This window comes from Nonomuraea cavernae (assembly GCF_040655715.1).
Taxonomy (GTDB): domain Bacteria; phylum Actinomycetota; class Actinomycetes; order Streptosporangiales; family Streptosporangiaceae; genus Nonomuraea; species Nonomuraea cavernae_A.
This window is the reverse complement of record NZ_JBFAKL010000026.1, coordinates 88,756-113,005: the sequence shown is the minus strand read 5'-3', so window position 1 is coordinate 113,005 and position 24,250 is coordinate 88,756. Positions and strand designations below refer to the sequence as shown.

Here is a 24,250-nt window from a genome sequence, read left to right as displayed (position 1 = left end):
CGTCCTGAGACGGCGGACCGTCAGCCGGCGGCCTTGACGCCCGCCGCGGTGAACTTCGACCATGCCTCGTCGTAGCCGATCGCACCCTGGTCCATGCCCTCGAGCACCTTCTCCACGGAGGTCTTGACCTGGGCGTGCTTCTCGCCGAGGAACACCGGGAGCAGGTCCTTCACCGAGGCCGAGAAGATCTCGCCGGTCGGCACGTCGTTGAAGTACTCGTTCTTGAGGCCGGCGACCTCAGGGTCCTGCTGGGCCGGGATGGAGCTCGGGAACGCGCCCGCCTCCTTGAAGGCCGCGACGTGGCCCTCCTTGCCCGTCAGGTAGTTGAGCACCTCGGCGGCTTCCTTCGGGTGCTTGGTCTGCTTGGGCACGGCCAGCCAGGAGCCGCCCCAGTTGCCCGAGCCGCCCGGCACGGCAGCGACGTCCCAGTTGCCCTTGTTCGCCTCACCGGCCGCGCCGGAGATCACGCCGAGCATCCACGACGGGCAGCCCATGGTGGCGAAGTCGCCGCCCTTGATGGCCTTGTTCCACGGCGGGCTGAACGCCTGCAGCTTGGCCGTCAGGCCCGCCTGGCTGAACTTCTGCACCCAGTCGAAGGCGGTCTTGACGGCCGGGTTGCTCTCGATGACCAGTTGGTTGCTCTTGTCGAAGTACGACATGTTGCCGTTCTTCGGCGCCTCCTGCGACAGGATCACGTTGTAGATGGTGTTGGGGCCGTCCATCCACTTCGCGCCCGTGTCCGCGGCCGAGAACTTCTTGCCCGCCTCCAGATAGGCGTTCCAGTCCGGCCACAGCTTGCCGACCTCCTCACGCTCGGTCGGCAGGCCGGCCTTCTTGAACAGGTCCTTGCGGTAGCACATGGTCATGCCGCCGATGTCGGTGCCCAGCGCGAACAGCTTGCCGTCGGCGTTGACGCCCGACTCCCACTTGGCCGCGGGGAAGTCGGCCTTGCGGCTCTGCAGGCCGTACTCGCCGAGGTCGGCGAAGAACTGCGGGCGGGCGGCCATGAGGCCCATCGCGCCCTCGTCGATGCCGACCACGTCACCCGCGCCTGCCCCCGCCTGGAGGCGCTGGAGGAGCTGCGGCAAGTAGACGTCCTCGAAGCGGTCGGTCAGGTTCTGGTACTTGATCTGGATGTTCGGGTGCTCGGCGTTCCACTTCTTGACCGCTTCGTCATAGCCGAAGTTCTCGCCGCCGCCGAAGGTGTGCACGTTGATCGTGACCGGCTCGGCGGCCGCGGCGCTGCTCTGTGACGCGGCCGGAGTGGAGCTACCGCCGCCGCACGCGGCGGTGGCTGCCAGAGCGGTGAGCGCGACACCGGCTACTACAAGGCGCTTGTGGTTCGTCATTCCGTACCCCTCTTGGGTGTGGCTGTGGGAGGTGCGTGGCGGCTCGCGGCCGCGGGGGGACAATCTTTGGGAGCGCTCCCACAAAGAGTGCCCGTACGGCGTGCGGGCGTCAACGTCCCGAAACGGAACCGTTACCGATGAGGCGATTTAGCACCATAGAAGCGGACTCTAGTTGCGAAACGTCTCAAAAAGGTTGCTGGGAGCGCTCCCATCTCATGGGCACCGTTTGTGCGCAACCCGGACAACTTCCTCGCCGATCGCGGGTCTAGGAGCAGGCGCCGGCGCGGTCGAGCAGCAGTCTGCGCTCGCGCTCGTTGCGTGTCAGCGAGGCCGCCCGCTCGAACTCCGCCCGCGCCTCGGACAGGCGCCCCAGCCGGGCCAGCAGGTCGCCGCGCACGCTCGGCAGCAGGTGGTAGCCCTTGAGCGACGGCTCGCCGGCGATCTGGTCGACCAGGTCCAGCCCGGCCCCCGGGCCGTACGCCATGGCGAGCGCGACCGCCCGGTTCAGCTCCACGACGGGCGAGCGCGCGAGCGGCGCCAGCTCGTCGTACAGCGCGGTGATGCGCGCCCAGTCGGTGTCCCCGGGAGTGAGCGCCCGGGCGTGGCAGGCCGCGATGGCCGCCTGCAGCGTGTACGGGCCGCGCGCGCCGGCGAGCTCCTCGGCCCGATCGAGGGCGGCCAGCCCGCGGCCGATGAGCAGGCGGTCCCAGAGCGCGCGGTTCTGGTCCATCAGCAGGATCGGTTCGCCGGACGGGCCGACGCGGGCCCGCGCTCGCGACGCCTGGATCTCCATCAGCGCGGCCAGCCCGTGCACCTCGGCCTGCCGGGGCATCAGCCCGGCCAGCACCCGGCCCAGCCGCAGCGCGTCGTCGCACAGCGCGGGCCGCATCCAGTCGCCGCCCGCCGTGGCAGAGTAGCCCTCGTTGAAGACGAGGTAGATCACCTCCAGCACCGAGGAGAGCCGCCCCGCGAGCTCGTCGCCCCGCGGCACCTCGAACGGGACCTTCCGGTCGGCCAGCGTCCGCTTGGCGCGCACGATCCGCTGCGCCACGGTGGACTCGGGCACCAGGAAGGCCCGGGCGATCTCGTCGGTCGTCAGCCCGCCGAGCACCCGCAGCGTCATCGCCACCCGCGCCTCGGTCGACAGCACGGGATGGCAGGAGGTGAACACCAGCCGGAGCAGGTCGTCCTCGATCTCGTCGGCGTCGGGGAGCTCGTCCACGCCGTCGAGGTCGCGGCCGAGCTCGACCAGCTTGCGCTCGTAGCGCTCCTGGCGGCGCAGCAGGTCGACGGCGCGACGTCTGGACACCGCCATGAGCCAGGCGCCCGGGTTGCGCGGCACGCCAGACTCCGGCCATTGCTCCAGCGCCGCGACCAGCGCATCCTGCGCCAGCTCCTCGGCCAGGCCTATGTCGCCCCGCGTCATCCGGGCCAGCCCGGCGATGACGCGGGCCGCCTCGATCCGCCACACCGCCTCGATCGCCTGATGGGTCTTGGAAGCCGTCACCGGCCCATGAGACCAGCCCCCACGCCCGCTCGCAACCGCGCCCGCCCGGCGCCCGGAGTCTCGCGCCGGCCTGATCTCAAGACGGTCCGGTGCCCGCCGGCCATGTGCGTGGGCGGGGCGGTGGGATCAAGCGCCTTCGTGGCCCTCCAGGGACTCGCGCAGGGCGTGCTCGCGCTCGGTGGTCTCGGGCGACATCGACTCGGGCGGCATGTCGGTCGGGTCGAGCACCTGCCACACGTGCAGGCCGACGCCGTCGTGCCCGCAAGGCACGGGGATCCGCATCGCCCATTCGAGGGCCTCTTCGCGCGACTTGACCTGGATCAGCCAGAAGCCGGCGATGAGCTCCTTGGCCTCGGTGAACGGCCCGTCGAGCACGGTCGCCTTGCCTCCGCTGTAGGCGATGCGGGCCCCGTGCGAGCTGGGGTAGAGCCCCTCGGCCGCCAGCAGAACTCCCGCCTTGACCAGCGACTCGTTGTACTCCATCATCGCGTCCACCAGTTCCTGGCTGGGCATGACGCCGGCCTCGCTCTCCTCGTTGCTCCTGCCAACGATCATGAACTTCACGACGCCGACCTCCTTCGTCCGTTGCCGGGGTCCCGGCCGGACCCCACGCTCACCAACGCGTCGAGCTCTGTGCCGGCGAATCGACACGTCCGGCCAGATTGTTCCGGAAAAGCGGCGAGCGCGCGCCCGAGGGGGAGTGGGGCGCGCGCTCGCCGGAGAGGGAGGCGGGGGTGTGGGTCAGGCCGCGTACTGCGGGTAGCCGTAGCCGGCGACCTGCCACTTGGGCCGGACCCGCTCCTCGACCTTGCCGTTGCCGGTGTTGCCCTCGATCGTGGTCAGGGTGCCGTTGCCGTTGTCCTTGACGACGAAGCCGACGTGGTTGATCGAGCTGATGCTCTTGCTGCCGCTCCAGGCGAAGAAGACGACGGCGCCGGGCTTGGGGGTAGTGCCCCAGCGGCCCTTGTCGGCGAACCACTGGGCGTGCGTCACGGTGTAGGCGTCCCAGCCGATCTGAGGCCGGGCGCCGGAGTTCTCGCCGACCCAGGAGACGAACATCGCGCACCAGGCGGCGTTGAGGTAGCCGGCCCGGTTGCCGCCGTCACGGGCGATCGTCTCGGCGGCGCGCTGCGAGTACGCGTACCACTCCTGGAACTTGGTGCCTCCGCCGTAGGCGTTCTCCGAGACGCCGATCTGGGCCCTGGCCAGGGCGAGCACCTGATCTGCCGTCACGCTGACCGCGCCGGCCTTGGCCGGGGTCTCCGCGCCGGTGCCCGCGTGCTGGGGGGTGTCGGCGGCGGCGGGGGCGACGACGCCGAAGGCCGCGGTGGCGGTGAGGGTGACGCCCAGGGCGGCGCGGGCGGCGTGGCGTCTGAGGGCATGGGAAGGACAACGGGTGGCCATCGGTGGGGGACTCCTTGCTTCCATACCGCTTACCGAGTTAGCTGACGGGTTCGGACGTGGAAGCTGCCCTACGGCACGATGTGCCGATTCACCCCATGAGACCTGGGTCCCCGGTTCCGCGCGGACGCGGATTCAGCGGTCGCAGGTAGATCCTGCGATGTTCTTGTCGATGGAACGGCAACGAACGGACAAACCGGACATACGCCGCTAAGACCCCATAAAGTAATACAAGCGGCAAGAGATGACAAGCGAATGACCGCCCTGGTCAGGAAAGCTGTCTGCGAGCCGCCGCGAGCAGCCCCATCATGGCAAGGCTTTCGTCAAGGGGCATGATCGCGCTCTCGGTCCGCCCGGCGGCCAGCGCGTCGCGCACCTCGCGCACCTCACCGGCGTATCCGTTGTCCTCCGGAGCGAGCTCGTGCGTCTCCGGTTCGATCGACGGCCCGCTCAGGGTCATCCGCCGTGGCGCCCAGAACGGCGCCTCGATGTCGGCCCGCATCCCGGTGCCGACCACATAGGCGCTGTTGGGCAGGGCTCCCAGTAACGAGACCTCCACCAGCGCCCGCCTGCCGCCCGGGTAGAGGAGCACGCCCGCCGCCTCCGCGTCCACGCCCGACGGCGCCAGCGACCCCGTCACCCGCAGCTCCGGCGGTGTCCCGAGCAGCAGCTGAGCCAGCCCGAACGGGTAGATCCCGAGGTCGAGCAGTGCCCCGCCGCCGAGCTCCGGCGCCCAGAGCCGGTGCAGCGGGTCGTACGGTGAAGCGAACCCGAAGCTGGCGTGAACGGAGCGAAGGTCACCGAAGCGCGGATCGGCCGCCAGCCGCCGGATCAGCGGGTTGAACCGCATCCACATGGCTTCCATCAGGAAGACGCCGGCCTCGCGCGCCAGTCGCACCATCCGCTCGGCGTCGGCGAGCGAGGCGGCCAGAGGCTTCTCGCACAGCACCGCCTTGCCCGCGGCGATCGCCGCCTCGGCCACCTCCAGGTGCTGGGTGTGCGGGGTCGCCACGTAGACCGCGTCCACGGCGGGATCGGCGCACAGCGCGGCGTAGGAGCCATGGGCCGACTCTGCGCCCAGCGTCGTGGCCAGTGCCCGCGCCCGGCCGAGGTCGCGTGAGCCGACGGCCGCCACCCGCATCCCCGGCTCCGCCGCGATGACCGCTCCCACGGTCCTGGCGATGCCGCCAGTCGCTGCGATTCCCCATGAAAGATCCCTCATGGGGAGGGATCGTAGTCTTTACGCCCTGTTGAAGGCGTCTGGGTCGGGTCCGAGCCGTTTTCCGATGTTCATCGCCCCGATGGCCGCGATGTCCTCATGGTCGAGGACGAAGTCGAAGACGCCGAGATTCTCCTTGATCCGCGACGGCGTGACCGACTTGGGGATCGCCACGTTGCCCACTTGGATGTGCCAGCGGAGCACGATCTGCGCCGGAGTGCGGTTGTGCTTGTCCGACAGCACCCGCAGCGCGCGGTCCTCCAGCAGCCCCCGGCCCTGCCCGAGCGGGCTCCACGCCTCGGTGAGGATGCCGTTGGCCTCGTGGAAGGCCCGCAGCTCGCGCTGCTGCAGGTAGGGGTGGAGCTCGATCTGGTTGATCGACGGCGCGAGATCGGCCTCGTCCAGCAGCCTCGTGAGCGTGTCCACGGTGAAGTTGGAGACGCCGATGGCCTTGGCCCGGCCGTCGCGGTAGATCTTCTCCAGCCCCCGCCAGGCCCGCAGGTAGGTGTCGCGGGCCGGCATCGGCCAGTGGATGAGGTAGAGGTCGACGTAGTCGAGCCCGAGCCGGGCCAGGCTCTCCTCGAACGCCTCCTCCGGGCGCTCGTGGTCGGTGTTCCACAGCTTGGTGGTGACGAACAGCTTGGCGCGCGGAATCCCCGAGGCACGCACGGCCCGGCCCACGCCCGGCTCGTTCTGGTAGAGCGTCGCGGTGTCGATGTGGCGGTAGCCGACCTCGATCGCGGTCTTCACCGACCTCTCGGCCTCGTCGTCGGGCACCCGCCAGACGCCGAACCCGATCTGCGGGATCTGGACGCCGTCCGTGTTGAGCAAGAGCGAGTTCATACTCTCCATTGTTCACTCGGCGTTCCGTCCCGCTTGAGGCGGACGGAGCCGCCCGCGCCGGACGGAACGGGAGACACCGGCCGCTAGGGCTTGCGGCCGATCCCGGCCAGGCCCAGGCGGGCGAAGTCCTCGTCGAGGAACATCGTCGCCTCGAGGTCGGCGAACGGCCACACCACCTCGGGGCCGAGGCCGGTGGCCAGGCCCGGAGGGATCAGCTCGAAGTCGCCGAAGAAGGACGCGACCTCCTCGTAGGAGCGCGGGCAGAACGGCGAGTTGGCCTGCCGGTAGAACTCGCTGATCCGCTGAGTCACCGCCGGAGCCGCGTCGCCGGCCACATGGGTGATCGCCAGGTAGCTGCCGGGGGCCAGCGCGTCGCGGTAGGCGGCCACGAACTTCTGCGGGTCGTCCTCGTCGGGCACCAGGTGCAGCAGGAACATCATCAGCACGGCCACCGGCCGGTCGAAGTCCAGCAACGCCTTGACCTCGGGCCGCGCCAGCACCTCGGCCGGCCGCCGGACGTCGGCCTCCACCATGGTCACCCGGGACGGGTCGGCCAGCAACGCCCTGCCATGCGCGGCCACCACCGGGTCGTTGTCGACATAGACCACGTGGGCGTCCGGGTTGAACCGGTGGGCCACCTCGTGCACGTTCTCCTGGGCGGGGAGCCCGGAGCCCAGGTCGAGGAACTGGGTGATGCCCTGCTCGCACAGGTACTGGACCACCCGGCCGATCAGCGCGCGGTTCTGCTTGGTGCCCTCGCGGATCTCCGGCATCACGCTCAACACCAGCTCGGCCAGATCCCGGTCGGCCTTGAAGTTGTCCTTGCCGCCGAGGAAGAAGTCATACATACGTGCCGCGTTCGGGATGTGGGGGTCGACACCGTGCGGGGCTTGCTCCGTCATGAGCCCATGATCCCTGACATGAGGGAGTATTTTGTGACTTTTACCGATCACTATTGGCAAACGGACGACGAATCGCGCGTCACCGGCCCGGCCACCGCGCCGTCGCGGAGCGGCAGCCGTACCGGAATCCCGGTCAGCGGCCCAGCCAGAGTGTGCTGTCGGGGGCGATCGTCCCGTCGCCCGCCTGGGGGCCGCTCGACAGCAGCACCTCGCCGCGCAGCCCGAGCGCGGCCAGCTCGACCGGCCGCTCGCCGGTGTTGAGCACCACGACCAGGCCCGGGTCCCGCTCGAAGGCCAGCACGTCCCTGGGGGAGTCGAGCCAGGCGAGCGTGCCGCCGCCGAGCGCCGGATGCTCCTTGCGGATGCGCAGGGCGGACCGGTAGAGGTTCAGCGTGGAGCCGGGATCGCCGTGCTGCGCCTCGGCCGACAGCGGGCCCCACGAGCCGGGGATCGGCAGCCAGGGGTCGCGCCAGCCGAAGCCGGGCTCGCCGGTCCACGGGATCGGCACGCGGCAGCCGTCGCGGCTCTCGCCGCTGCGCCGGAAGGCCGGGTCCTGGCGCAACTGGTCCGGCAGGTCGAGCACCTCGGGCAGGCCGAGCTCCTCGCCGTTGTAGACGTAGGCGGCGCCGGGCAGCGCGAGCATCAGCAGCGTGGCCGCCCTGGCCCGGCCGAGCCCGCCGTGGCGGGTGACATGGCGGGGCTTGTCATGGTTGGACAGCACCCAGGTGGTGGGCGCGCCCACCAGCTCCGCCTCGGCCAGCGCCTTCTCGATGACCGTCCGGAACGCCTTGGCGTGGTAGTCGGCCAGCATGAACTCGAAGTTGAACGCCTGGTGCAGCTGGTCCGGGCCGACGTAGCGGGCCAGCCGCTCGGGCGACGACACCCACGCCTCGGCCACCGCCATCCGCCCGCCGGGGTAGGAGTCGAGGATCGGCCGCCACTCGCGGTAGATGTCGTGCACGCCGTCCTGGTCGAAGTACGGCACGCGCTCGTCGCCGAGCATCTCCGCCTGGGGCCCGTCCTTGGCGCCCACGTCCGGCAGGCCCTCGGCCTTGACCATGCCGTGCGCCACGTCCACCCGGAAGCCGTCGACGCCGCGGTCCAGCCAGAACCGCAGCACGTCGCGGAACTCCGCGCGCACCTCCGGGTGGTCCCAGTTGAAGTCGGGCTGCTCGGGCGCGAACAGGTGAAGGTACCACTGCCCGTCCTCGACCTGGGTCCAGGCCGGCCCGCCGAAGATCGACTCCCAGTCGTTCGGCCGGTCGCGGAAGATGTAGCGGTCGCGCAGCCCCGCCTGGAACCAGGGATGCCGGTCGGAGGAGTGGTTGGGCACCAGATCCACGATCACCCGGATGCCCCGCGCGTGCGCGTCACGGACTAGCTCGTCGAAGTCGCCGAGCGTGCCGAACATCGGATCGACGTCGCGGTGGTCGGCCACGTCGTAGCCGGCGTCGGCCATCGGCGAGGTGTAGAAGGGGCTCAGCCAGATCGCGTCGACCCCGAGCTCGCTCAGATAGCCGAGGCGGTGGCGGACGCCCTGCAGGTCGCCCATGCCGTCGCCGTTGGCGTCGGCGAAGCTCCGGGGGTACACCTGGTATACAACGGCGTCGCGCCACCAGTCGTCGTCGGCCAGCATGGTGATCCTTCCCCCGGATTGTCCGTGATGTCTGGTGCAGAATGGCGTGACTCCTTGCGAGAGGTCAAGTGTAAGTTGCGGAAAGTTGCGCATTTCTCCTTGTGCCAGGTCAGCCATATGGTCCGCGAAGGTGCGACACGCCCGAGATGTGGATCTGGTAACGCTATCTTGCAAATTCTTCCAATTCTTGCAAAGTCCCGGTAACGTCCCGGAAATGTGAGCCGCGAAAGCGGCAAATGATGACCTTTCCGGCGGCGGCGCGTGAGGTGTCGTCGCTCCCTCCCGACCTCAGGAGGTCTCATGCGCAACCGAGCTCTGGGTGCGGCCGCACTCGCGACGCTGACCTTAGCCGCCACGGCCTGCGGCGGCGGGTCCACCGCCCCCTCGGCGGCCCCCACCGGATCGGCCACCGCCGCCCCCGCCGACAAGGGCGGCGGCCGGCTGGTGATCTGGGCCGACCCCAACCGGGTCAAGGCGCTCAAGCCCTTCGCCGACCAGTTCGGCACCGAGAACGGCGTGAGCGTCGAGGTGAAGGAGATCAGCAAGGACAACCAGCAGACCTTCCTCACCGCCTCCCAGCAGGGCAGCGGCCCCGACGTCATGGTCGGCGCGCACGACTGGATCGGCAACCTGGTGCAGAACGGCGCCATCGACCCGGTCAACCTGACCGAGGAGCAGAAGGCCGCCTTCTCCGGCATCGCCCTCAAGGCCGTCACGTTCGACGGGCAGGTCTACGCGGCGCCGTACGCGGTCGAGAACATCGCGCTGATCCGCAACACCAAGCTCGCCCCCGACGCCCCGGCCACCCTCGAGGACATGGTCGCCAAGGGTAAGGAGCTCAAGGAGGCCGGCAAGGTCAAGGAGATCCTCTGCCTGCCCGTCGCGCAGAAGGGCGACGCCTTCCACGTCTACCCGATCTTCGCCGCGGGCGGCGGCTCGCTGTTCGGCACCACCCCCTCCGGCGACCCCGACCCCAAGAAGGTGCTGCTCGGCTCGGCCGAGTCCGTCAAGGCGTTCGGCAGGCTGAAGGAACTCGGCGAGAAGGGCGACGGCGCGCTCAAGACCTCCATCACCAACGAGAACTACGTCGCCACCTTCGCCGGCGGCAGGTGCGCCTTCCTCATCTCCGGCCCGTGGGCCATGGGCGACGTGAAGAAGGGCGGCATCAGCTACGACATCACGCCCGTTCCGTCGTTCGAGGGCGGCAAGCCCGCCACGCCGTTCGTCGGCGTCCAGTCGTTCTTCGTCGCCGCCAAGGGCAAGAACAAGACCCTGGCCCAGGAGTTCGTCGCCAACTACGTGACCAACAAGGACGTGGCCAAGGCCCTGTACGACGCCGACCCACGCCCGCCGGCGCTCACCGCCGCCCTGCAGGAGGTGCAGGCGGCCGACGCCGACGCCGGCAAGTTCATGGACGCCGGCAAGGACGGTTTCCCGATGCCCGCCATCCCCGAGATGCAGGCGGTCTGGGAGCCGTTCGGCATCGCCGAGGCCGCGGTCGTCAAGGGCGGCGACCCCGCCGAGGCGGCCGAGGCCGCGCAGAAGACCATCGACGGCTCCCTCAAGAACTGACGTCATGCCCTCGGACGTCCCCGAGGCCGCCAAGCCCCGCCGGGCGCCGCGGCCGCGCCGGGAGATCACCACGGCCTACGTGGTGACCAGGATCGCGGTGCTCGCCGTGACCGCCGCGATCCTGCTGTACGCGGTGCCGCCGCTGGTCGCGGCGCGGGCCTGGATCGCGCTGGCGGTGCTGGGCGTGGTCACCGCGGCCATCGTCTGTCTCTACCTGACCCGGCGCCTCATCCCGGCGAAGTACCTCATTCCTGGCACCGTCTTCCTGATCGCGTTCCAGGTGTTCCCCATCCTCTACACGGTGAGCACCGCGTTCACGAACTTCGGCGACGGCCACCGGGGCGACAAGCAGTCGGCCGTCACCGCGATCGAGACCGGCTCGGTCCGGCAGGCGCCCGGCTCGCCCGAGTACACGCTGACCGCGGCCGTGCGCGGCGACGAGCTGGTGTTCCTGCTGGTCGACCCGGAGACCAGGCGGGTCCAGACGGGCTCCGGCGAGGGGCTTGCCCCGCTGGAGGGCGCCCGGCTCGGCGTAACCGGCAAGGTGCTGGCCGCGCCCGGCCTCACCGTGCTGACCGCGCCGCAGGCGGCCGCCCGCGGCGAGGAGATCGCGGCGCTGGCCGTGCCCACCGCCGGCGGGCTGATCAAGGCCAACGGCCTCAGCCGTGCCGTCGAGGGCAGGGCGGCGCTCGGCTACGACCCCGCCTGCGACTGCGTCCGGGGCGACGGCGACACGTGGACGGCCGACGAGGCGCGGGGCTACTTCGTCAACGCAGGAGGGGAGCACCTGGCGCAGGGCTGGCAGGTAGACGTCGGCTTCGACAACTTCGCCCGGGTGCTGACCAACCCCACGATCTCCGGCTACTTCGCGGGCGTGTTCGGGTGGAACGTGGTGTTCGCGCTGGCCTCGGTGGTGACGACGTTCGCGCTCGGCATGGGCGTCGCGCTGGCGCTGCACCACCCCCGCATGCGTGGCACGCGCTTCTACCGGATCGCGCTGATCCTGCCGTACGCGATGCCCTCGTTCGCCATGCTGCTGGTCTGGCGTGACCTGTTCAACCGCGACTTCGGGCTGGTCAACCAGCTGCTGGGGCTGACCGTCGACTGGATGGGGGAGCCGGTCACCGCGAGGTTCGCGGTCATCCTGGTCAACCTCTGGCTGGGCTTCCCGTACATGTTCCTGGTGACGACGGGCGCGCTGCAGGCCATCCCGCGCGAGCTGACCGAGGCGGCCTCGATCGACGGCGCCTCGCCCTGGCACGCCTTCCGCAAGGTGACGCTGCCGCTGCTGCTGGTGGCGCTCACGCCGCTGCTCATCTCGTCGTTCGCGTTCAACTTCAACAACTTCAACGCGATCCAGCTCACCAGCGAGGGCGGCCCGTTCCCGGCGGAGAACCCGCAGGTGGGCGCCACCGACCTGCTGATCACCTACACGTTCCGGCTGGCCTTCGGCACCGGCGGGGCGCAGTTCGGCTTCGCCGCCGCCATCTCGGTGTTCATCTTCGCGATCGTCGCGCTCATCTCGGTGGTGGCCTTCCGCCGGACCCGCAGGCAGGAGGAGGTCTACGCATGAGACTCGCGCTGAGGCACGTGTTCGTGCTCGTCGTGTGCGCGTTCGCGCTGTTTCCCATCGTGTTCGTGGTGTCGGCCGCGATCAATCCGCTGGGGACCCTCGCCTCCACCGACCTGCTGCCGGACGGGGCGAGCCTGGCCAACTTCGCCGACCTGTTCGGCTCCGACGTCTACCCGTTCGGCCGGTGGTTCCTCAACTCGGTGTTCATCGCGCTGACCGCGTCGTTCGCCGGCCTGCTGCTGTCGATGTCCGCCGCGTACGCCTTCAGCCGGATGCGCTTTCGCGGCCGCCGCGTCGGGCTGCTGGCGCTGCTGCTCATCCAGATGTTCCCGCAGTTCCTGGCCATCGTGACGATCTTCATCATCTTCACCAAGGTGACCGAGCTCTACCCGGCGTTCGGGTTCGACACCTCGTGGGGGCTCGTGCTGCTCTACCTGGGCGCCGCGCTGGGCGTGAACACCTGGCTGATGAAGGGCTTCCTCGACACCGTGCCGAAGGAACTCGACGAGGCGGCCACCGTCGACGGGGCCACGCACGCGCAGATCTTCTGGCGGGTCATCATGCCGCTCGTGACGCCGATCCTCGCGGTCACCGCGATGCTGGCGTTCATCGGCATCATGAGTGAGTTCATCATCGCCAGCGTCTTCCTGCGCGATCCCGCCAGCAAGACCCTGGCGGTCGGCATGTACGGGATGATCGCCGGCGATCAGCGCAACGCCAACTTCGGCATGTTCGCCGCGGCGACGCTGCTCACCGCGATCCCGACCGTGGGGGTCTTCCTCTGGCTGCAGAAGTACATCGTCTCGGGGCTGACCTCCGGCGCCGTCAAGGGCTAGCCCCGTTTTCCGCACGTCAGGTCGTGGGCAGGTGATCGAGGTACTGGTGATCGTCCGGCTGTCACCATGCCTGGACCAAGGGGGCCTGTTCGCCGGGCACCATCTGGGTGTGACCGGTTTCCAGGTCGAGGCGCAGTAGTTGTGAGCGGGCGCCGCCGCACGGAGGCAGCCCGGCCAGGGGTGACCGGTCCATCTCTTCGGCCTCCCGGTCGACGCCGACCAGCAGGTAGCGGCCGGTGGGGTCGAGCGCCAGCGATTCGATGTGGCCGCAGTCCACCGCCAGGACCTTCCTGACCAGCCGCGTCCCCTCATGCAGGACGAGCGTGCGGGTCGGCCAGCCGAGCGCGCGCAGTTGCCGCCCGCCGGGCAGGGGGAGGATCGGCCGGGTGAACTCGTGCTCGGCCGGGGCGGCGACCTCCCCGATCGCGCCCGTGCCCACGTCGAGGGTGGCCAGGGCGCCGGCCCGGACGCTGTGCTCGGGGAGCGCGAGGATCCGGGCGTCGAGCCACTGGAGACGGTTGCCGCTGACCGGCCATTCGCGTTCCAGGGTTCCCGCGAAGCGGGCTTCGTCCGTGATCCGCCCGTAGGCGATGCGGCCCTCGGCGGAGACGGCCAGGCCGTTGACCGTGCCCTTGAGGGTGGGGGTGAGCCGCTCGCCGAGAGCGATCCGGCCGTCGTCGCTCATGGACAGCCGGTAGAGGCGGAAGTAACGGCCTGACAGGCTGGTGATCGCCGCCACGTAGTGGCCGGGCTCGGTGTCGCGGACGATGAGATCGTACTGAACGTAGGTGCGCGTCGCCTGGGGCAGCAGGCTCACCGGCTCACCGGTCTCCAGGTCGAGCACGTACGGCCGGCCCAGGCCGGCCACCGCGTAACGCGGGGTGCCGTCCGCGTTGGCCGGCGGCCCGATCAGCGCGGCGGGCAGGAACACGGCCAGGACGACGGCTGCCACCGCCAGCCCGGCGTCGCGCAACTCGGTCAGGCGCGGCCGGAGTCCCGCACCCGCGATCCCGGCCAGCAGGACCATGGTGGCGGGGGAGAGCAGCCAGGCCAGGATCAGGCGCGGCGCCACGAAGGACGGCGGCGCCATCTGCGCGTGCAGGCACTCCTGCCACATGAAGGGCATGTCAGGAGACAGCCGCTCCTCGGCCTCGGCCAGCGCGGCGGGGAGCAGGGCGACCGCCAGTCCCAGCGTGGCGGGGAGCAGGAACCTGCCCCGGCCCGCGTTGGGACGGCCCCGGGGTCGCGACCGGATCGCCCAGAACGCGGTCAGCGCCAGCAGTACGGGCTGGAGCCGGGCGAGCCAGTCACCGAGGAAGCCGGCCGCCTGGGCCGCCGGAACGGGCTGCGGCCAGTCCAGCGGCCCGGCACTGCTGCAGATGACCGTTACCGTTTCGGCGAACAGGGGTTCGGCCAGCAGTTCCCACAGAGACAGCGCCACCGCTGCCGACCAGAAGAACTTCATTACGCGCATCAGGGGACTTTCCCGTGTAGGGGGCCGGAGTGGCCTAGCGGCCGCCGCGCCGTCATGATCACACATCTGCGCCGGGCCCGCCCCCACGCGGCCGGCCGGCCCGAGCCCGTGGGGGCCACGGAGCCTTTGGCTCCGGCTGGGACCTCCCGGGTCGTCTCGAACCGTCGAGGCGGCCCGGGAGGCGGCTCAGCCGGACGTGTAGGTGATGGAGCCCGTCCAGCGGTGGGCGGCGTCCCGGTCCGCCGGCAGGCCTGTCGGCTTCGGCGCGAACGTCGGCCCGGTCGACCGTTCGAGGTCGCGGATGTCGTCGAAGTCGTAGTGGGTGATGCCCTGCTTGCCGACGTACAGGCCGTAGGGCCGGCCGATCAGCTCGGCCGGCGAACATCAAGATCGTAATCACGTCCGAGGCCGGGAGGCCATAGGTTTTAGATCACATGTTCGACTTTCGTGTCGCGCGACCAGGCGCTGTCCGGGGAGTTCGGACGGCGATGCGCGGCCGATCCGGTCAACGCGACGCCTGCGACACCGGCGGATCCACGCGGCGACGCGCCGATGATCAGCGTCTGGCGTCCGTTCCGGTGAGCCGCTAGGTTGGCGGACTACCGTCCGTCCTTCCTTCCCTTCAGATCGTGGTGTGCCCGCATGAGATTGCTGTCCGTGGTCGCCGTGGCTTCGTTGCTGCCTGCCGCCCCCTCCGCGGCGCAGGCCCAGGTCCAAGCAGGCACCACCTACTACGTCGACTCCAGGGCCGGCGACGACGGCGCGGCCGGCACCAGCGCCACCGCCCCGTGGCGCTCGCTCGACCGGGTCAACCAGGCCGACCTCAAGCCGGGCGACGCGGTCAGCCTCAAGCGCGGCAGCAGATGGACGGGCAGCCTCACTCTGGAGGCCGACGGCACCCCCGCCAGACCCATCGTCATCCAGCCGTACGGCAAGGGCCCTCTCGCCAGGATCAGCGGCAGGGGCGCCAACTGCGTGGTCGTCAGCGGCGACCACTGGCGGATCGGCGGCGTGCGCGCCTCCGGCTGCCAGTGGGCGGGCTTCGAGGTGGCCGGCGACGACAACCACCTGATCGGGGTGCGGGCCGACGGCAACGTCACCGGCGTCTGGGTCACCCCGAGCGGCTCCCGCAACACCATCCGCGGCAGCCAGATCGTCGGCAACAACCGGATGAGCGTCAACGACGAGGGCGGCGACAACGACTCCGGCGCCTTCGGCGTCCTGCTCAACGGCGACGACAACGTGGTGACCGGCAACACCATCACCGGGAGCCACGCGGCCAGCCACGACTACGTGATGGACGGCGCGGCCGTCGAGATCTACAACGGCGACCGCAACCTCGTCACCTACAACAAGGCGCACAACAACGAGACGTTCACCGAGCTGGGCGCGCAGAAGGGCAAGACCGCCACCGGCAACGTGTTCGCCTTCAACGTCGTCACCTCCACCCTCAGGCAGGGTTCCTTCCTCGTCACCCGCGGCCCGGGGCACGTCGTCGGGCCGGTGAAGGGCACCATCGCGGTGCACAACTCGGTCTATCTGCCGGCGCGCAAGACGATCGGCTGGTCCTGCCACGACGGCTGCTCACCGTCGATCCTGAAGCTCCGCAACAACGTCGTCTCCGTCGGCGGGCAGGCGGGCTACGAGGACGGCAAGGGGGCCGACGAGGGCGGCAGCGTCTACCAGGCGACCTCGACCAGGTTCAAGCTCGGCCCCCGGTCGGTCATGGCCGACCCGCGCCTCACCTCTCGCACCGACCTGCGTCCGCGTCCCGGCTCCCCGGCCCTCGGCCGCGCCTTCCCGCTCTCGGCCGCCTGGTACGGCGGCAAGGCCCTCACCCGCGACATCACCGGCAGGCCGCTTCCGGCCACCCCCGCCGCGGGCGCCCACCAGCCCTGACCGCTCCGTCGCGAATCCCCGTCCCCGGTGGCGGGGTGCCGACGTCGGAGGGTAGCGCCAAGACGGGGCGTACTGGGTAGGAAAAGTACGAGCCAGGGGCGGATAACCGCAGGTAGAGGTTGTCACACCCTTGTCGACAATCTGGGATTAGCGTTGCATGCTTGGACTAACCGCAGCATGTGCGACATTTCCGTGGAACCTGCACGAAACCTTTCCACGGCACTGTGAGAGCCTCTGGAAAGGGGGCGGCAATGCTGCTGCGACTGAGGGTGTCATTGCCGGATCGCCCCGGAGGGCTGGGTCAGGTCGCCAAGGCGCTCGGCACGCTGGGCGCCGACATCCTGCAGGTCACCGTCCTCGAACGCGAGGCCGGACGGGCCGTGGACGACTTCGTGGTCGCCTGGCCGGGTGCCGTGTCGGGGGAGGAGGTCCGTGACCGGATGTCCGCCGTGCCCGGCGTGCGAGTCGAGGGGGTCTGGCCGACCAGAGAGGTGCCGGGCTCGGCGCCCGACTACGACCTGCTCATGCACGTGGCCACCGAGCCCTCTCGCGGCATCGCCACGCTGGTGGACGCGCTGCCGGCGCTCTGCGGGGCGGAGTGGTCGCTGGCGGTCGCCGACGGCGCCGTGCTGCACGCCAGCCTGGCCGCCCCTGAGGCGTTCGAACTACCCGAACCGCCCCTGCGCGCCGCCACCCGCGCCTCGGAGGGCCTGCGGCTGATGCTGCTCCCGGTCGTCGCCCAGGGGCTGCACGTGGTCGTCGCCCGCGCCGCCGGGCCCGGCTTCCACCGCGCCGAACTCGAACGCGCCGCCCGCATCGTCGACGTCGTCGCCACGCTGGCGTCCCGGAGCTGATCTCCACTCCCCTCCTTCACGGCACAGCCAAGGAGGGGCCACCCGCCGCACGTGGCCGAGGGCCTCCAGGAGTACGCCCGCTGACCCGCGTCCGGCGGGCCGCCGTCACGCCGTCCCACCGGCCGGTTCCCGGGTCACCGCCGACGGCCGGTCGGCAAGGGAGGTTCGCCGTGGGATTGAAAGAATGTTCTGTTTTCTGGATTCTGTACCCAGCGGGAGACGTTGACCGTAAAACGTCAGACTAATACCGTGACGATCTGGAACGCAGAGGAGCCGCCCGTGACCGTTCAGCAGCACCACCTCGCCCCGGCGGCGGCGGGCCCGCTCGCCCCGTGAAGGACACCCGCGTCCGGCGGCCCGCCCGCCCCGGTCCGGCGGCGGACGGCGGGCGATGACCGCCGTCCGGAGCCTGGTGGCCTGGGCGCTGTCGCTGACCCTGGACGAGGTGCCCGACTCCGTCCGGGCGGCCGGGTTACGCCACCTGCTCGACGGGCTGGGCTGCGCCGCCGCCGCCGTCCGTGAGGAGGACCCTCGCCGGCCGGCGGCCGTGGCGGTGGCGCTCGACCTGGGCGGGGCGCCGGAGGCGAGCGTGCTCGGGGCCGGGCGGCGGGTGTCCGCGCCGGCCGCCGCGCTCGCCAACGGCGCCCTGCTGGACGCGCTGGACCTCGACGACGTGCACGCAGGCGGCCCGGTCCGCGCGAGCGCGGCGGTGCTGCCCGTCGCGCTGGCCGTGGGGGAGGAAGCGCGCGCTCGCGGGAGCGAGGTGCTGGTCGCGGCCCTCGCCGGATACGAGGCCGTCTGCCGTCTCGGCGCCGCCGTGCCGCCCGGGCTGGACGCCGCCTCCGCGTGCGGGCCGCTCGTCTCCGCGCTCGTCGCGTCCAGGCTGTACGGCCTGCGCGAGGAACAGGCGATCGACGCGCTGGCCATCGCGGCCGGGCACGCCGGCGGGCTGCCGGCCTCCGCCGCGCGGCCGCATCCGGGGCTGGCCGCCCAGGCCGGGATTCTGGCCGCCCGCCTCGCCCGCTCCGGAGCCACCGGCCCGCACGCCGCGCTGGAGGAAGAGCACGGCCTGTACGACACGTTGTTCGGCCGGTCCGGCTCCGGCCCGGCCGAGGGTCTGGGGGAACGCTGGGAGGTCACCCGGATCACGATCAGGCCCTATCCCGCCGACCGGCTCGTGCATGCCTCGCTCGACGCCGCCAGGGTCCTGCGCGCGGACACCGCCTGCCCGCCGCCCGGTCACCCTGGCCGGCCGGACCCCGCCGGGCCGGCCACGTCCTGGGTGCGCGCCCGTGAAGCCGGTGGCCAGGACGTGCTCCGCCCGGCCAGGTCGCGGCGGGGCCTGCCCGGCGGCGCGCTGGCTCGCCGGGGCGGGGGCGGCCAGTCAGGACAGGATGGCGCGCCGGCCGCACCGGGCCGTGCTCAAGCCGGGCACGGGCGACCGGCCACCGGCGAGTTATGGGGCGGGCGTGACCTCCGGGAGGTCCGGGAGATCGTCGCCACGGTGCACCGGGACAGCGTGCCCGTCGTGTGCGGGCCGGGCGCCCATCGGCCCCGGACACCGTACGAGGCGATGCGCAGCCTGCCGTGGAGCGTCGCGGCGATGCTCCTCGACGGCGAGGTCACCGTGCGGACATATCGCGATGTCCAGCGGGAAGAGGTCGCGGAGCTGGCCAGGCGCATCCGATACGAGGCGATCGACCCGCCATGCGAGGCCGACGACCAGCCGGGACGGCTGCTCGTGAGATACGCCGACGGGACCGAGGCGGTGGCCGCGGTCGAACGCGGCTCGGGCGGCCCCGGCGACCCGGACATCGAGGACCTGGTCCGGCGCAAGGCGCTGGGCAACGGGCTGAGCCCCGCGGCGGTCGAGGCCGTGCTCGGGCTCGCGGAACAGGACGTGCTGGTGCTGCCGGCAGGCGACAAGGAGTGAGTGATGGATTTCGAGCTGAACGACGACCAGAAGGCCCTTCGCGAGACGTTGCGCGCGTTCGTGGACAAGGAGATCGTGCCCGTGGCCTCCGAGTGGGAGCGTACGGGCAGGTATCCCACGGAGATCGTCGAGAAGATGAAGCAGATGGGGCTGTTCGGCCTGTCCGTGCCGGAGGAGTACGGCGGCATGGAGGCCGACATGGTGTCGTTCGCGCTGGTCTTCGAGGAGATCGCGCGCGGCTGGATGGGCGTGGCGGGCACGATCGGCTCGCACTCGCTGGCCTGCTCGATGATCGCCCGCCACGGCACCGAGGAGCAGAAGCGGCTCTACCTCAAGGACCTGGCCACCGGCGCGCGCCGTACCGGGATCGCCCTCACCGAGCCCGGCGCAGGCACCGACCTGCAGGGCATCCAGACGCGTGCCGTGCGCGACGGCGACCACTACGTCGTCACCGGCACCAAGACGTGGATCACCAACGCCCGCCACGCCGACCCGCTGCCCGTGCTGGTCAAGACCGCCGTGACCGAGCCCGCGCACAAGGGCATGGCGGTGCTGCTCGTGGATCCCGCCTCCGAGGGGTTCAGCGTGAGCCGCGACCTGCCCAAACTGGGCTACAAGGGCACCGAGACCTGCGAGGTCGTGCTCGACGGCGTGCGCGTGCCCGTCGAGGCGCTGCTCGGCGGCGTCGAGGGGCGCGGCATGCAGCAGGTGCTCGGCGGGCTGGAGATGGGCCGCGTCAACATCGCGGCCCGCGCCGTGGGCGTCGCGCAGGCCGCCTACGACGCGGCGCTCGCCTACGCGCGCGAGCGCACCGCGTTCGGGCAGCCGATCGCCGAGTTCCAGGCCATCCAGCTCAAGCTGGCCGACCTGGGCACCGAGATCCAGGCGGCCCGGCTGCTCACGTACTGGGCCGCGTCCCAGGCCGACGGCGGCAAGCGGGTCGACATGGAGGCGAGCATGGCCAAGTACTTCGCCTCCGAGGTCGCGCTGAAGGCCACGTTGGAGGCGATGCGGATCCACGGCGGCTACGGCTACTCGCAGGAGTACGTGATCGAGCGGCTCTACCGCGACGCGCCGCTGATGGCGATCGGCGAGGGCACCAACGACGTGCAGCGCATGGTCATCGCCCGCGCGCTCGTGTCCGGCAAGGGCAAGGTCGGATGGTGACGCGGCCCGCGTGACGCCCAGGATGGCTCGCCGGGCGCGTCAGTCGTGCCGGGGGAGGTGGGAGACCTCGTGGTCGGCGTGCGACAGCGCCTCGGCGATCAGCGCGCGGACGTGTGAGTCGCGGGCGCGGTAGAGCACCCGGCGGCCGTCCCTGCGGGTGGTCACCAGACCGGCCAGGCGCAGCTTGGCCAGGTGCTGCGACACCGAGGGCCTGGGCATGCCGACGGCCCGGGCGAGCGAGGTCACGTCCAGCTCGCCCGATGACAGCAGCCACATGAGCCGCAGCCGTGTGGCGTCGCTGAGCATGCGGAACGCGTCGACGGCCGAGCTCACCTGGGCGGGAGTGGGTTGCTCCTGCGCCTGATGCGCACCTGAGTCGTTGTCGCGTGCGTACATGAATACATATACTCGCCCAAAGGAGACATCGTGCGCAAGTGAGGGACGGTATGTCTGACCTCGAGTCCAGCTCCGCACCCGTACACCGCCCTGACCCCGAGCCCGCCCATGAGCACGGCCACGGGCATGGGCACGGCCACGGTCACGGCCACGGCCAGCGCCGAGGTGGCGGGAAGGGGTGGGTGACACGGGTCGGGCGGCTGATCGCGCCGCACGGTCACGACAGCGCCGACAAGACCGACGCGGCCCTGGAGAGCAGCAGCCGCGGGCTGCGCGTGCTGGCCATCTCGTTCGCCGTGCTGATGGTGACGGCCGCCGTCCAGGCCGTCATCGTGGTCAGGTCGGGGTCGGTGGCGCTGCTGGGCGACACCCTGCACAACGTCGCCGACGCCCTCACGGCGGTGCCGCTGGCGATCGCGTTCTCCGTCGGCCGCCGCGCCGCCACCCGCCGCTTCACCTACGGTTACGGGCGGGCCGAGGACCTGGCCGGCATCGTCATCGTGCTGATCATCGCCGCGACGGCCGGGCTGGCGGGTTTCGAGGCGGTCAAACGGCTGGTCGACCCGCAGGACATCTCGGCCGTGGGCTGGGTCGCCGCCGCGGGCGTGGTCGGCTTCCTGGGCAACGAGTGGGTGGCGCGCTACCGGATCAAGGTCGGCCGGGAGATCGGCTCAGCCGCCCTGGTCGCCGACGGGCTGCACGCCAGGACCGACGGCTTCACCTCGCTCGCGGTGCTGCTCGGCGCGGGCGGCGCGGCCCTGGGCTTCCCGCTGGCAGACCCGATCGTCGGGCTGCTCATCACCGTCGCCATCTGCTTCGTGCTGCGCGATGCCGCCCGCGAGATCTACCACCGGCTGATGGACGCCGTCGACCCCGGCCTGGTCGACCAGGCAGAGGCCGTCCTGCGCACGGTCGGCGGGGTCCGGCGGGTCGGCTCGGTCCGGCTGCGCTGGATCGGGCACGCGCTCCACGCCGAGGTGGAGATCCTCGTCGGCCACGACCTCACCCTGCTCCAGGCGCACGCGCTGGCGGTGGAGGCCGAGCACCGCCTCATCCACGAGGTGCCGCGGCTGCGCGCCGCCACGGTCCACACCGACCCGTACGACCCGTCGGGCGCCGACCATCACGCCCCTTTGAATAGTCATCGCATCACTTGAACCCTTACGGGTATGTTGGGCCGAGTGTCGATCGCCGCCGCACATCAGTCTCCCACCCCTGTCTCCACCACCAGACTCGCCTGGCTCGACGCCCTCCGCGGCATCGGCGCCATGGCCGTGGTGGCCGAGCATCTGATGCCGTGGTTACTGCCCTCGCTCCGGCCCTACTGGTTCAGCATGGGGGCCTTCGGCATTCTGGTGTTCTTCCTGGTGAGTGGCTACATCATTCCGACCTCGCTGGAGCGGCACGGCGACGTGCGCAAGTTCTGGATCAGCCGGGCCTTCCGCCTCTACCCGCTCTACCTGGCGGTCATCGTGCTGGTGGTCGGGATGTCGTGGTGGGTGCCGGTGCGCGAGCAGGTCCCGCGCGACGGGTCGGTGATCGCGGCGCACGCGACGATGCTGCTCGACGTGGTCAGCGTCGGCGGGCTCGCCGACACGATGTGGACGCTCTCGTACGAGATGGTCTTCTACCTCCTCGTCACCGCCCTGTTCGTGACCGGGCAGCACATGCGCAGCGGGTTGCTGGCGATGCTGTTCGGCGCCGTCGCGGTCATCGCCGGGCTCGTGCTGTCCAGGGCGGTGCTCGAAGGGGAGTGGCTCTCGTACGTCTCGGCCGCGGTGTTCGTCGCCGGATTGGCCTGCGTGATCTCGGGCCGGTTCCGTACGGCGGGCGCGTACGCGCTGGGCCTGCTGGCGGTGACGCTGGTCGTGCTGGGCAGCCGGGTGCCGTGGCTGGGCGTCGCCGTGCTGGCCGCCATGTTCGCCGGCACCGCCATCCACCGCTGGGAGCGCGGCACCGGCTCGCTCTGGCCGGTGGCCGTCACCACGGCGCTGATCGCGGTGGCTCCCGTCTGGGCGCCCCAGGCAGGCTGGTGGTGGGTCCAGCCCGACGTGTGGATCACCACGATCGCGATGGTCGCCGTCACGTTCGCGGGCGGGATGGCGCTGCGGGGACGCAGGGTGCCGAAGGTGCTGACCTGGCTCGGACTGATCAGCTACTCGCTCTACCTGGTGCACCATCCACTGCTGAAGTTCTTCGCGCAGGTCACCGGTGACCTGCGCGAATCGCCGCTGCCCGTGCAGCTCTCCATGGCCGCGGTGGCCGTCGTGCTGATCCTGCTGGCCAGCGCGCTGACCTACCGGTTCATCGAGAGACCGGCGCAGAGCTGGGGCCGCCGCTTCACCCGGCCTCAGCTGAGCGCCACCCGCTCCTGACCCCCGGAACGTCAAGCCCCCGCCGGGCCCGGGTCTCGCGGTTTCCCTGGGCATGCCCGTAGTCGGCGCGAGAGAGAGGTGCGCGGCCATGCCCGCGATGCTGGTGCTCATGGGATCGGGCGAAACGGCTCCGACCATGGTCGAGGTCCATCGGGCCGTCGCCCGCCGGCTGCGACCGGGGCCGCGGGCCGTGCTGCTCGACACCCCCTACGCCTTCCAGGAAAACGCGGCCGACATCTCCGCCCGTGCCTGCCGATACTTCGCGCGCAGCGTCGGCCTGGATGTCCGGGTGGCCGACGGCGTCGCGGGCGCCGACTGGGTGTTCTCCGGGCCGGGCAGCCCCACGTACGCCCTGGAGCGCTGGACCGCCACCTCCGTGGCGGGCGACCTGCGGGCCCGGATCCGGGCCCGCAGCGGGGTGACCGTGCTGGCCTCGGCGGCGGCCTGCACGGCCGGCCTGGCCACGGTGCCGGTGTACGAGATCTACAAGGTGGGTGCCGAGCCCCACTGGCGTGACGGGCTCGGCCTGCTGGAGGCGCTCGGCCTGCGGGCCGTCCTGATCCCCCACTTCGACAACACCGAGGGCGGCACCCACGACACCCGTTACTGCTACCTGGGGGAGCGGCGGCTGGCCCGCATGGAGCGCGAGCTGCCGCCGGGCGCCGCCGTCCTCGGCGTCGACGAGCACACCGCCGTGCTCATCGACCTGGAGAGCGAGCAGGTCGAGGTGGCCGGGCGCGGTGGCCTGACCGTCCGGCGGCCTGGGTCCGCGGTGGTGCTCCCGGCGGGCACCCGCACCGGCCTGCCCGAGCTGCGCCGCCTGGCCGAGGGCGTCTCGGGCGCCACCGCCGCGCCGCCGTCCCGGCCGGCCGGTCCGGCGCGAGGCCCGGTCACCACGCTGGAGGAGACGGTGCGCTCCTGTGAGCGCCGCTTCCAGGTCGCGGCGGCCGAGCCCGACCTGGCGGCGGCGGCGCGGGCCGTGCTCGACCTGGAGGCGGAGCTGGTCACGTGGGCCGCCGACACCGAGGAGGACTCCGGCGGGGTCGACGAGGCCCGTGACCTGATGCGGCTGCTGATCGCCAGGCTGGGTGAGCTGGGTGCCACCACCGACCTCCGCCGCCTGGTGGAGCCGCTGCTCGCCTGGCGCGACGGGCTGCGCGAGCAGGGGCGCTACGAGGTGGCCGACGCGCTGCGCGACGCCATGATCCACGGGGGCGTCCTGGTCGAGGACACTCCCGACGGCGCCCGCTGGGCCCCGGCGCACCCGGCCGCGACCGAGCCCCCGCCCCGCCGCGACTGAGCCCCATCCCGCCG

20 protein-coding genes and 1 riboswitch are annotated in these 24,250 nt (G+C 71.3%); of the genes, 10 read left to right on the top strand and 10 right to left on the bottom strand.

The genetic code is table 11. The annotated features are described in order from the left end of the window. Positions 1-20: 20 nt before the first annotated feature. The 8 genes from AB0I38_RS31170 to AB0I38_RS31135 all read right to left on the bottom strand — a co-directional run bounded on the left by AB0I38_RS31170 (position 21) and on the right by AB0I38_RS31135 (position 8,857). Positions 21-1,349: an ABC transporter substrate-binding protein gene (locus AB0I38_RS31170; RefSeq protein WP_358487233.1), complete on the bottom strand. Its 1,329-nt coding sequence runs from the start codon at positions 1,347-1,349 to the stop codon at positions 21-23. 265 nt (positions 1,350-1,614) lie between these two features. Further along, positions 1,615-2,856 carry an RNA polymerase sigma factor gene (locus AB0I38_RS31165; protein WP_358487230.1) on the bottom strand — a complete coding sequence of 414 codons (1,242 nt, stop codon included), beginning with the start codon at positions 2,854-2,856 and terminating at the stop codon, positions 1,615-1,617. Positions 2,857-2,982: 126 nt separating this feature from the next. Beyond that, the gene (locus AB0I38_RS31160) at positions 2,983-3,411 is read right to left on the bottom strand and encodes a YciI family protein (RefSeq protein WP_358487425.1); all 429 of its coding nucleotides are present in this window, start codon (positions 3,409-3,411) and stop codon (positions 2,983-2,985) included. A gap of 186 nt (positions 3,412-3,597) precedes the next feature. After that, positions 3,598-4,260, bottom strand: a complete 663-nt coding sequence (locus AB0I38_RS31155; protein WP_358487223.1) for a CHAP domain-containing protein — start codon at positions 4,258-4,260, stop codon at positions 3,598-3,600. Positions 4,261-4,271: 11 nt separating this feature from the next. Further along, a riboswitch (cyclic di-AMP (ydaO/yuaA leader) is annotated at positions 4,272-4,408 on the bottom strand. Between the two features lie 117 nt (positions 4,409-4,525). After that, entirely contained in the window at positions 4,526-5,479 is a 954-nt protein-coding gene (locus AB0I38_RS31150; RefSeq protein ID WP_358487213.1) for a Gfo/Idh/MocA family protein, read from the bottom strand. Between the two features lie 18 nt (positions 5,480-5,497). Next, positions 5,498-6,319 carry an aldo/keto reductase gene (locus AB0I38_RS31145; protein ID WP_358487207.1) on the bottom strand — a complete coding sequence of 274 codons (822 nt, stop codon included), beginning with the start codon at positions 6,317-6,319 and terminating at the stop codon, positions 5,498-5,500. An 83-nt stretch (positions 6,320-6,402) separates the two neighbouring features. Beyond that, on the bottom strand, positions 6,403-7,221 hold the full coding sequence (locus AB0I38_RS31140) for an SAM-dependent methyltransferase (RefSeq protein ID WP_358487200.1): 819 nt from the start codon (positions 7,219-7,221) through the stop codon (positions 6,403-6,405). A gap of 133 nt (positions 7,222-7,354) precedes the next feature. Further along, complete coding sequence (locus AB0I38_RS31135) at positions 7,355-8,857, bottom strand: glycoside hydrolase family 13 protein (protein WP_358487196.1); 1,503 nt, start codon at positions 8,855-8,857, stop codon at positions 7,355-7,357. A 300-nt stretch (positions 8,858-9,157) separates the two neighbouring features. Between AB0I38_RS31135 and AB0I38_RS31130 the strand changes: the two genes are divergently transcribed. Genes AB0I38_RS31130 through AB0I38_RS31120 form a run of 3 tightly spaced genes read left to right on the top strand, consistent with a single transcriptional unit; the run spans position 9,158 to position 12,838 of the window. Then, positions 9,158-10,429 (top strand): sugar ABC transporter substrate-binding protein, encoded by a 1,272-nt coding sequence (locus AB0I38_RS31130; protein WP_358487189.1) that lies wholly within the window; start codon positions 9,158-9,160, stop codon positions 10,427-10,429. A 4-nt stretch (positions 10,430-10,433) separates the two neighbouring features. Next, positions 10,434-12,002 carry an ABC transporter permease subunit gene (locus AB0I38_RS31125; RefSeq protein WP_358487182.1) on the top strand — a complete coding sequence of 523 codons (1,569 nt, stop codon included), beginning with the start codon at positions 10,434-10,436 and terminating at the stop codon, positions 12,000-12,002. Further along, positions 11,999-12,838 carry a sugar ABC transporter permease gene (locus AB0I38_RS31120; RefSeq protein WP_358487178.1) on the top strand — a complete coding sequence of 280 codons (840 nt, stop codon included), beginning with the start codon at positions 11,999-12,001 and terminating at the stop codon, positions 12,836-12,838. The genes AB0I38_RS31125 and AB0I38_RS31120 overlap by 4 nt, the downstream gene beginning before the upstream one ends. Positions 12,839-12,899: 61 nt before the next feature. Here AB0I38_RS31120 and AB0I38_RS31115 read toward each other — a convergent pair whose 3' ends face one another. After that, a complete protein-coding gene (locus AB0I38_RS31115; RefSeq protein ID WP_358487168.1) occupies positions 12,900-14,312 on the bottom strand; it encodes a hypothetical protein in 1,413 nt (470 codons plus the stop codon). Positions 14,313-14,954: 642 nt separating this feature from the next. Between AB0I38_RS31115 and AB0I38_RS31110 the strand changes: the two genes are divergently transcribed. The 4 genes from AB0I38_RS31110 to AB0I38_RS31095 all read left to right on the top strand — a co-directional run bounded on the left by AB0I38_RS31110 (position 14,955) and on the right by AB0I38_RS31095 (position 20,165). Then, complete coding sequence (locus tag AB0I38_RS31110; protein WP_358487162.1) at positions 14,955-16,211, top strand: right-handed parallel beta-helix repeat-containing protein; 1,257 nt, start codon at positions 14,955-14,957, stop codon at positions 16,209-16,211. Positions 16,212-16,462: 251 nt separating this feature from the next. Further along, positions 16,463-17,065, top strand: a complete 603-nt coding sequence (locus tag AB0I38_RS31105) for an ACT domain-containing protein (protein ID WP_358487158.1) — start codon at positions 16,463-16,465, stop codon at positions 17,063-17,065. Between the two features lie 391 nt (positions 17,066-17,456). After that, positions 17,457-18,998: an MmgE/PrpD family protein gene (locus AB0I38_RS31100; protein WP_358487146.1), complete on the top strand. Its 1,542-nt coding sequence runs from the start codon at positions 17,457-17,459 to the stop codon at positions 18,996-18,998. Positions 18,999-19,001: 3 nt separating this feature from the next. Then, complete coding sequence (locus AB0I38_RS31095; protein WP_358487131.1) at positions 19,002-20,165, top strand: acyl-CoA dehydrogenase family protein; 1,164 nt, start codon at positions 19,002-19,004, stop codon at positions 20,163-20,165. Between the two features lie 39 nt (positions 20,166-20,204). Here the strand turns inward: AB0I38_RS31095 and AB0I38_RS31090 are convergent, their stop codons facing one another. Then, positions 20,205-20,561, bottom strand: coding sequence for an ArsR/SmtB family transcription factor (locus AB0I38_RS31090; RefSeq protein ID WP_358487118.1), 357 nt, complete (start codon positions 20,559-20,561; stop codon positions 20,205-20,207). Positions 20,562-20,611: 50 nt separating this feature from the next. On the opposite strand from AB0I38_RS31090, the gene AB0I38_RS31085 reads away from it, so the two are divergent. From AB0I38_RS31085 to AB0I38_RS31075, 3 genes are all read left to right on the top strand, one after another. Further along, positions 20,612-21,718, top strand: coding sequence for a cation diffusion facilitator family transporter (locus AB0I38_RS31085; protein ID WP_358487111.1), 1,107 nt, complete (start codon positions 20,612-20,614; stop codon positions 21,716-21,718). Between the two features lie 24 nt (positions 21,719-21,742). Beyond that, positions 21,743-22,936, top strand: a complete 1,194-nt coding sequence (locus AB0I38_RS31080; RefSeq protein ID WP_358487102.1) for an acyltransferase family protein — start codon at positions 21,743-21,745, stop codon at positions 22,934-22,936. 88 nt (positions 22,937-23,024) lie between these two features. After that, positions 23,025-24,236, top strand: coding sequence for a hypothetical protein (locus AB0I38_RS31075; RefSeq protein ID WP_358487094.1), 1,212 nt, complete (start codon positions 23,025-23,027; stop codon positions 24,234-24,236). Positions 24,237-24,250 lie beyond the last annotated feature (14 nt).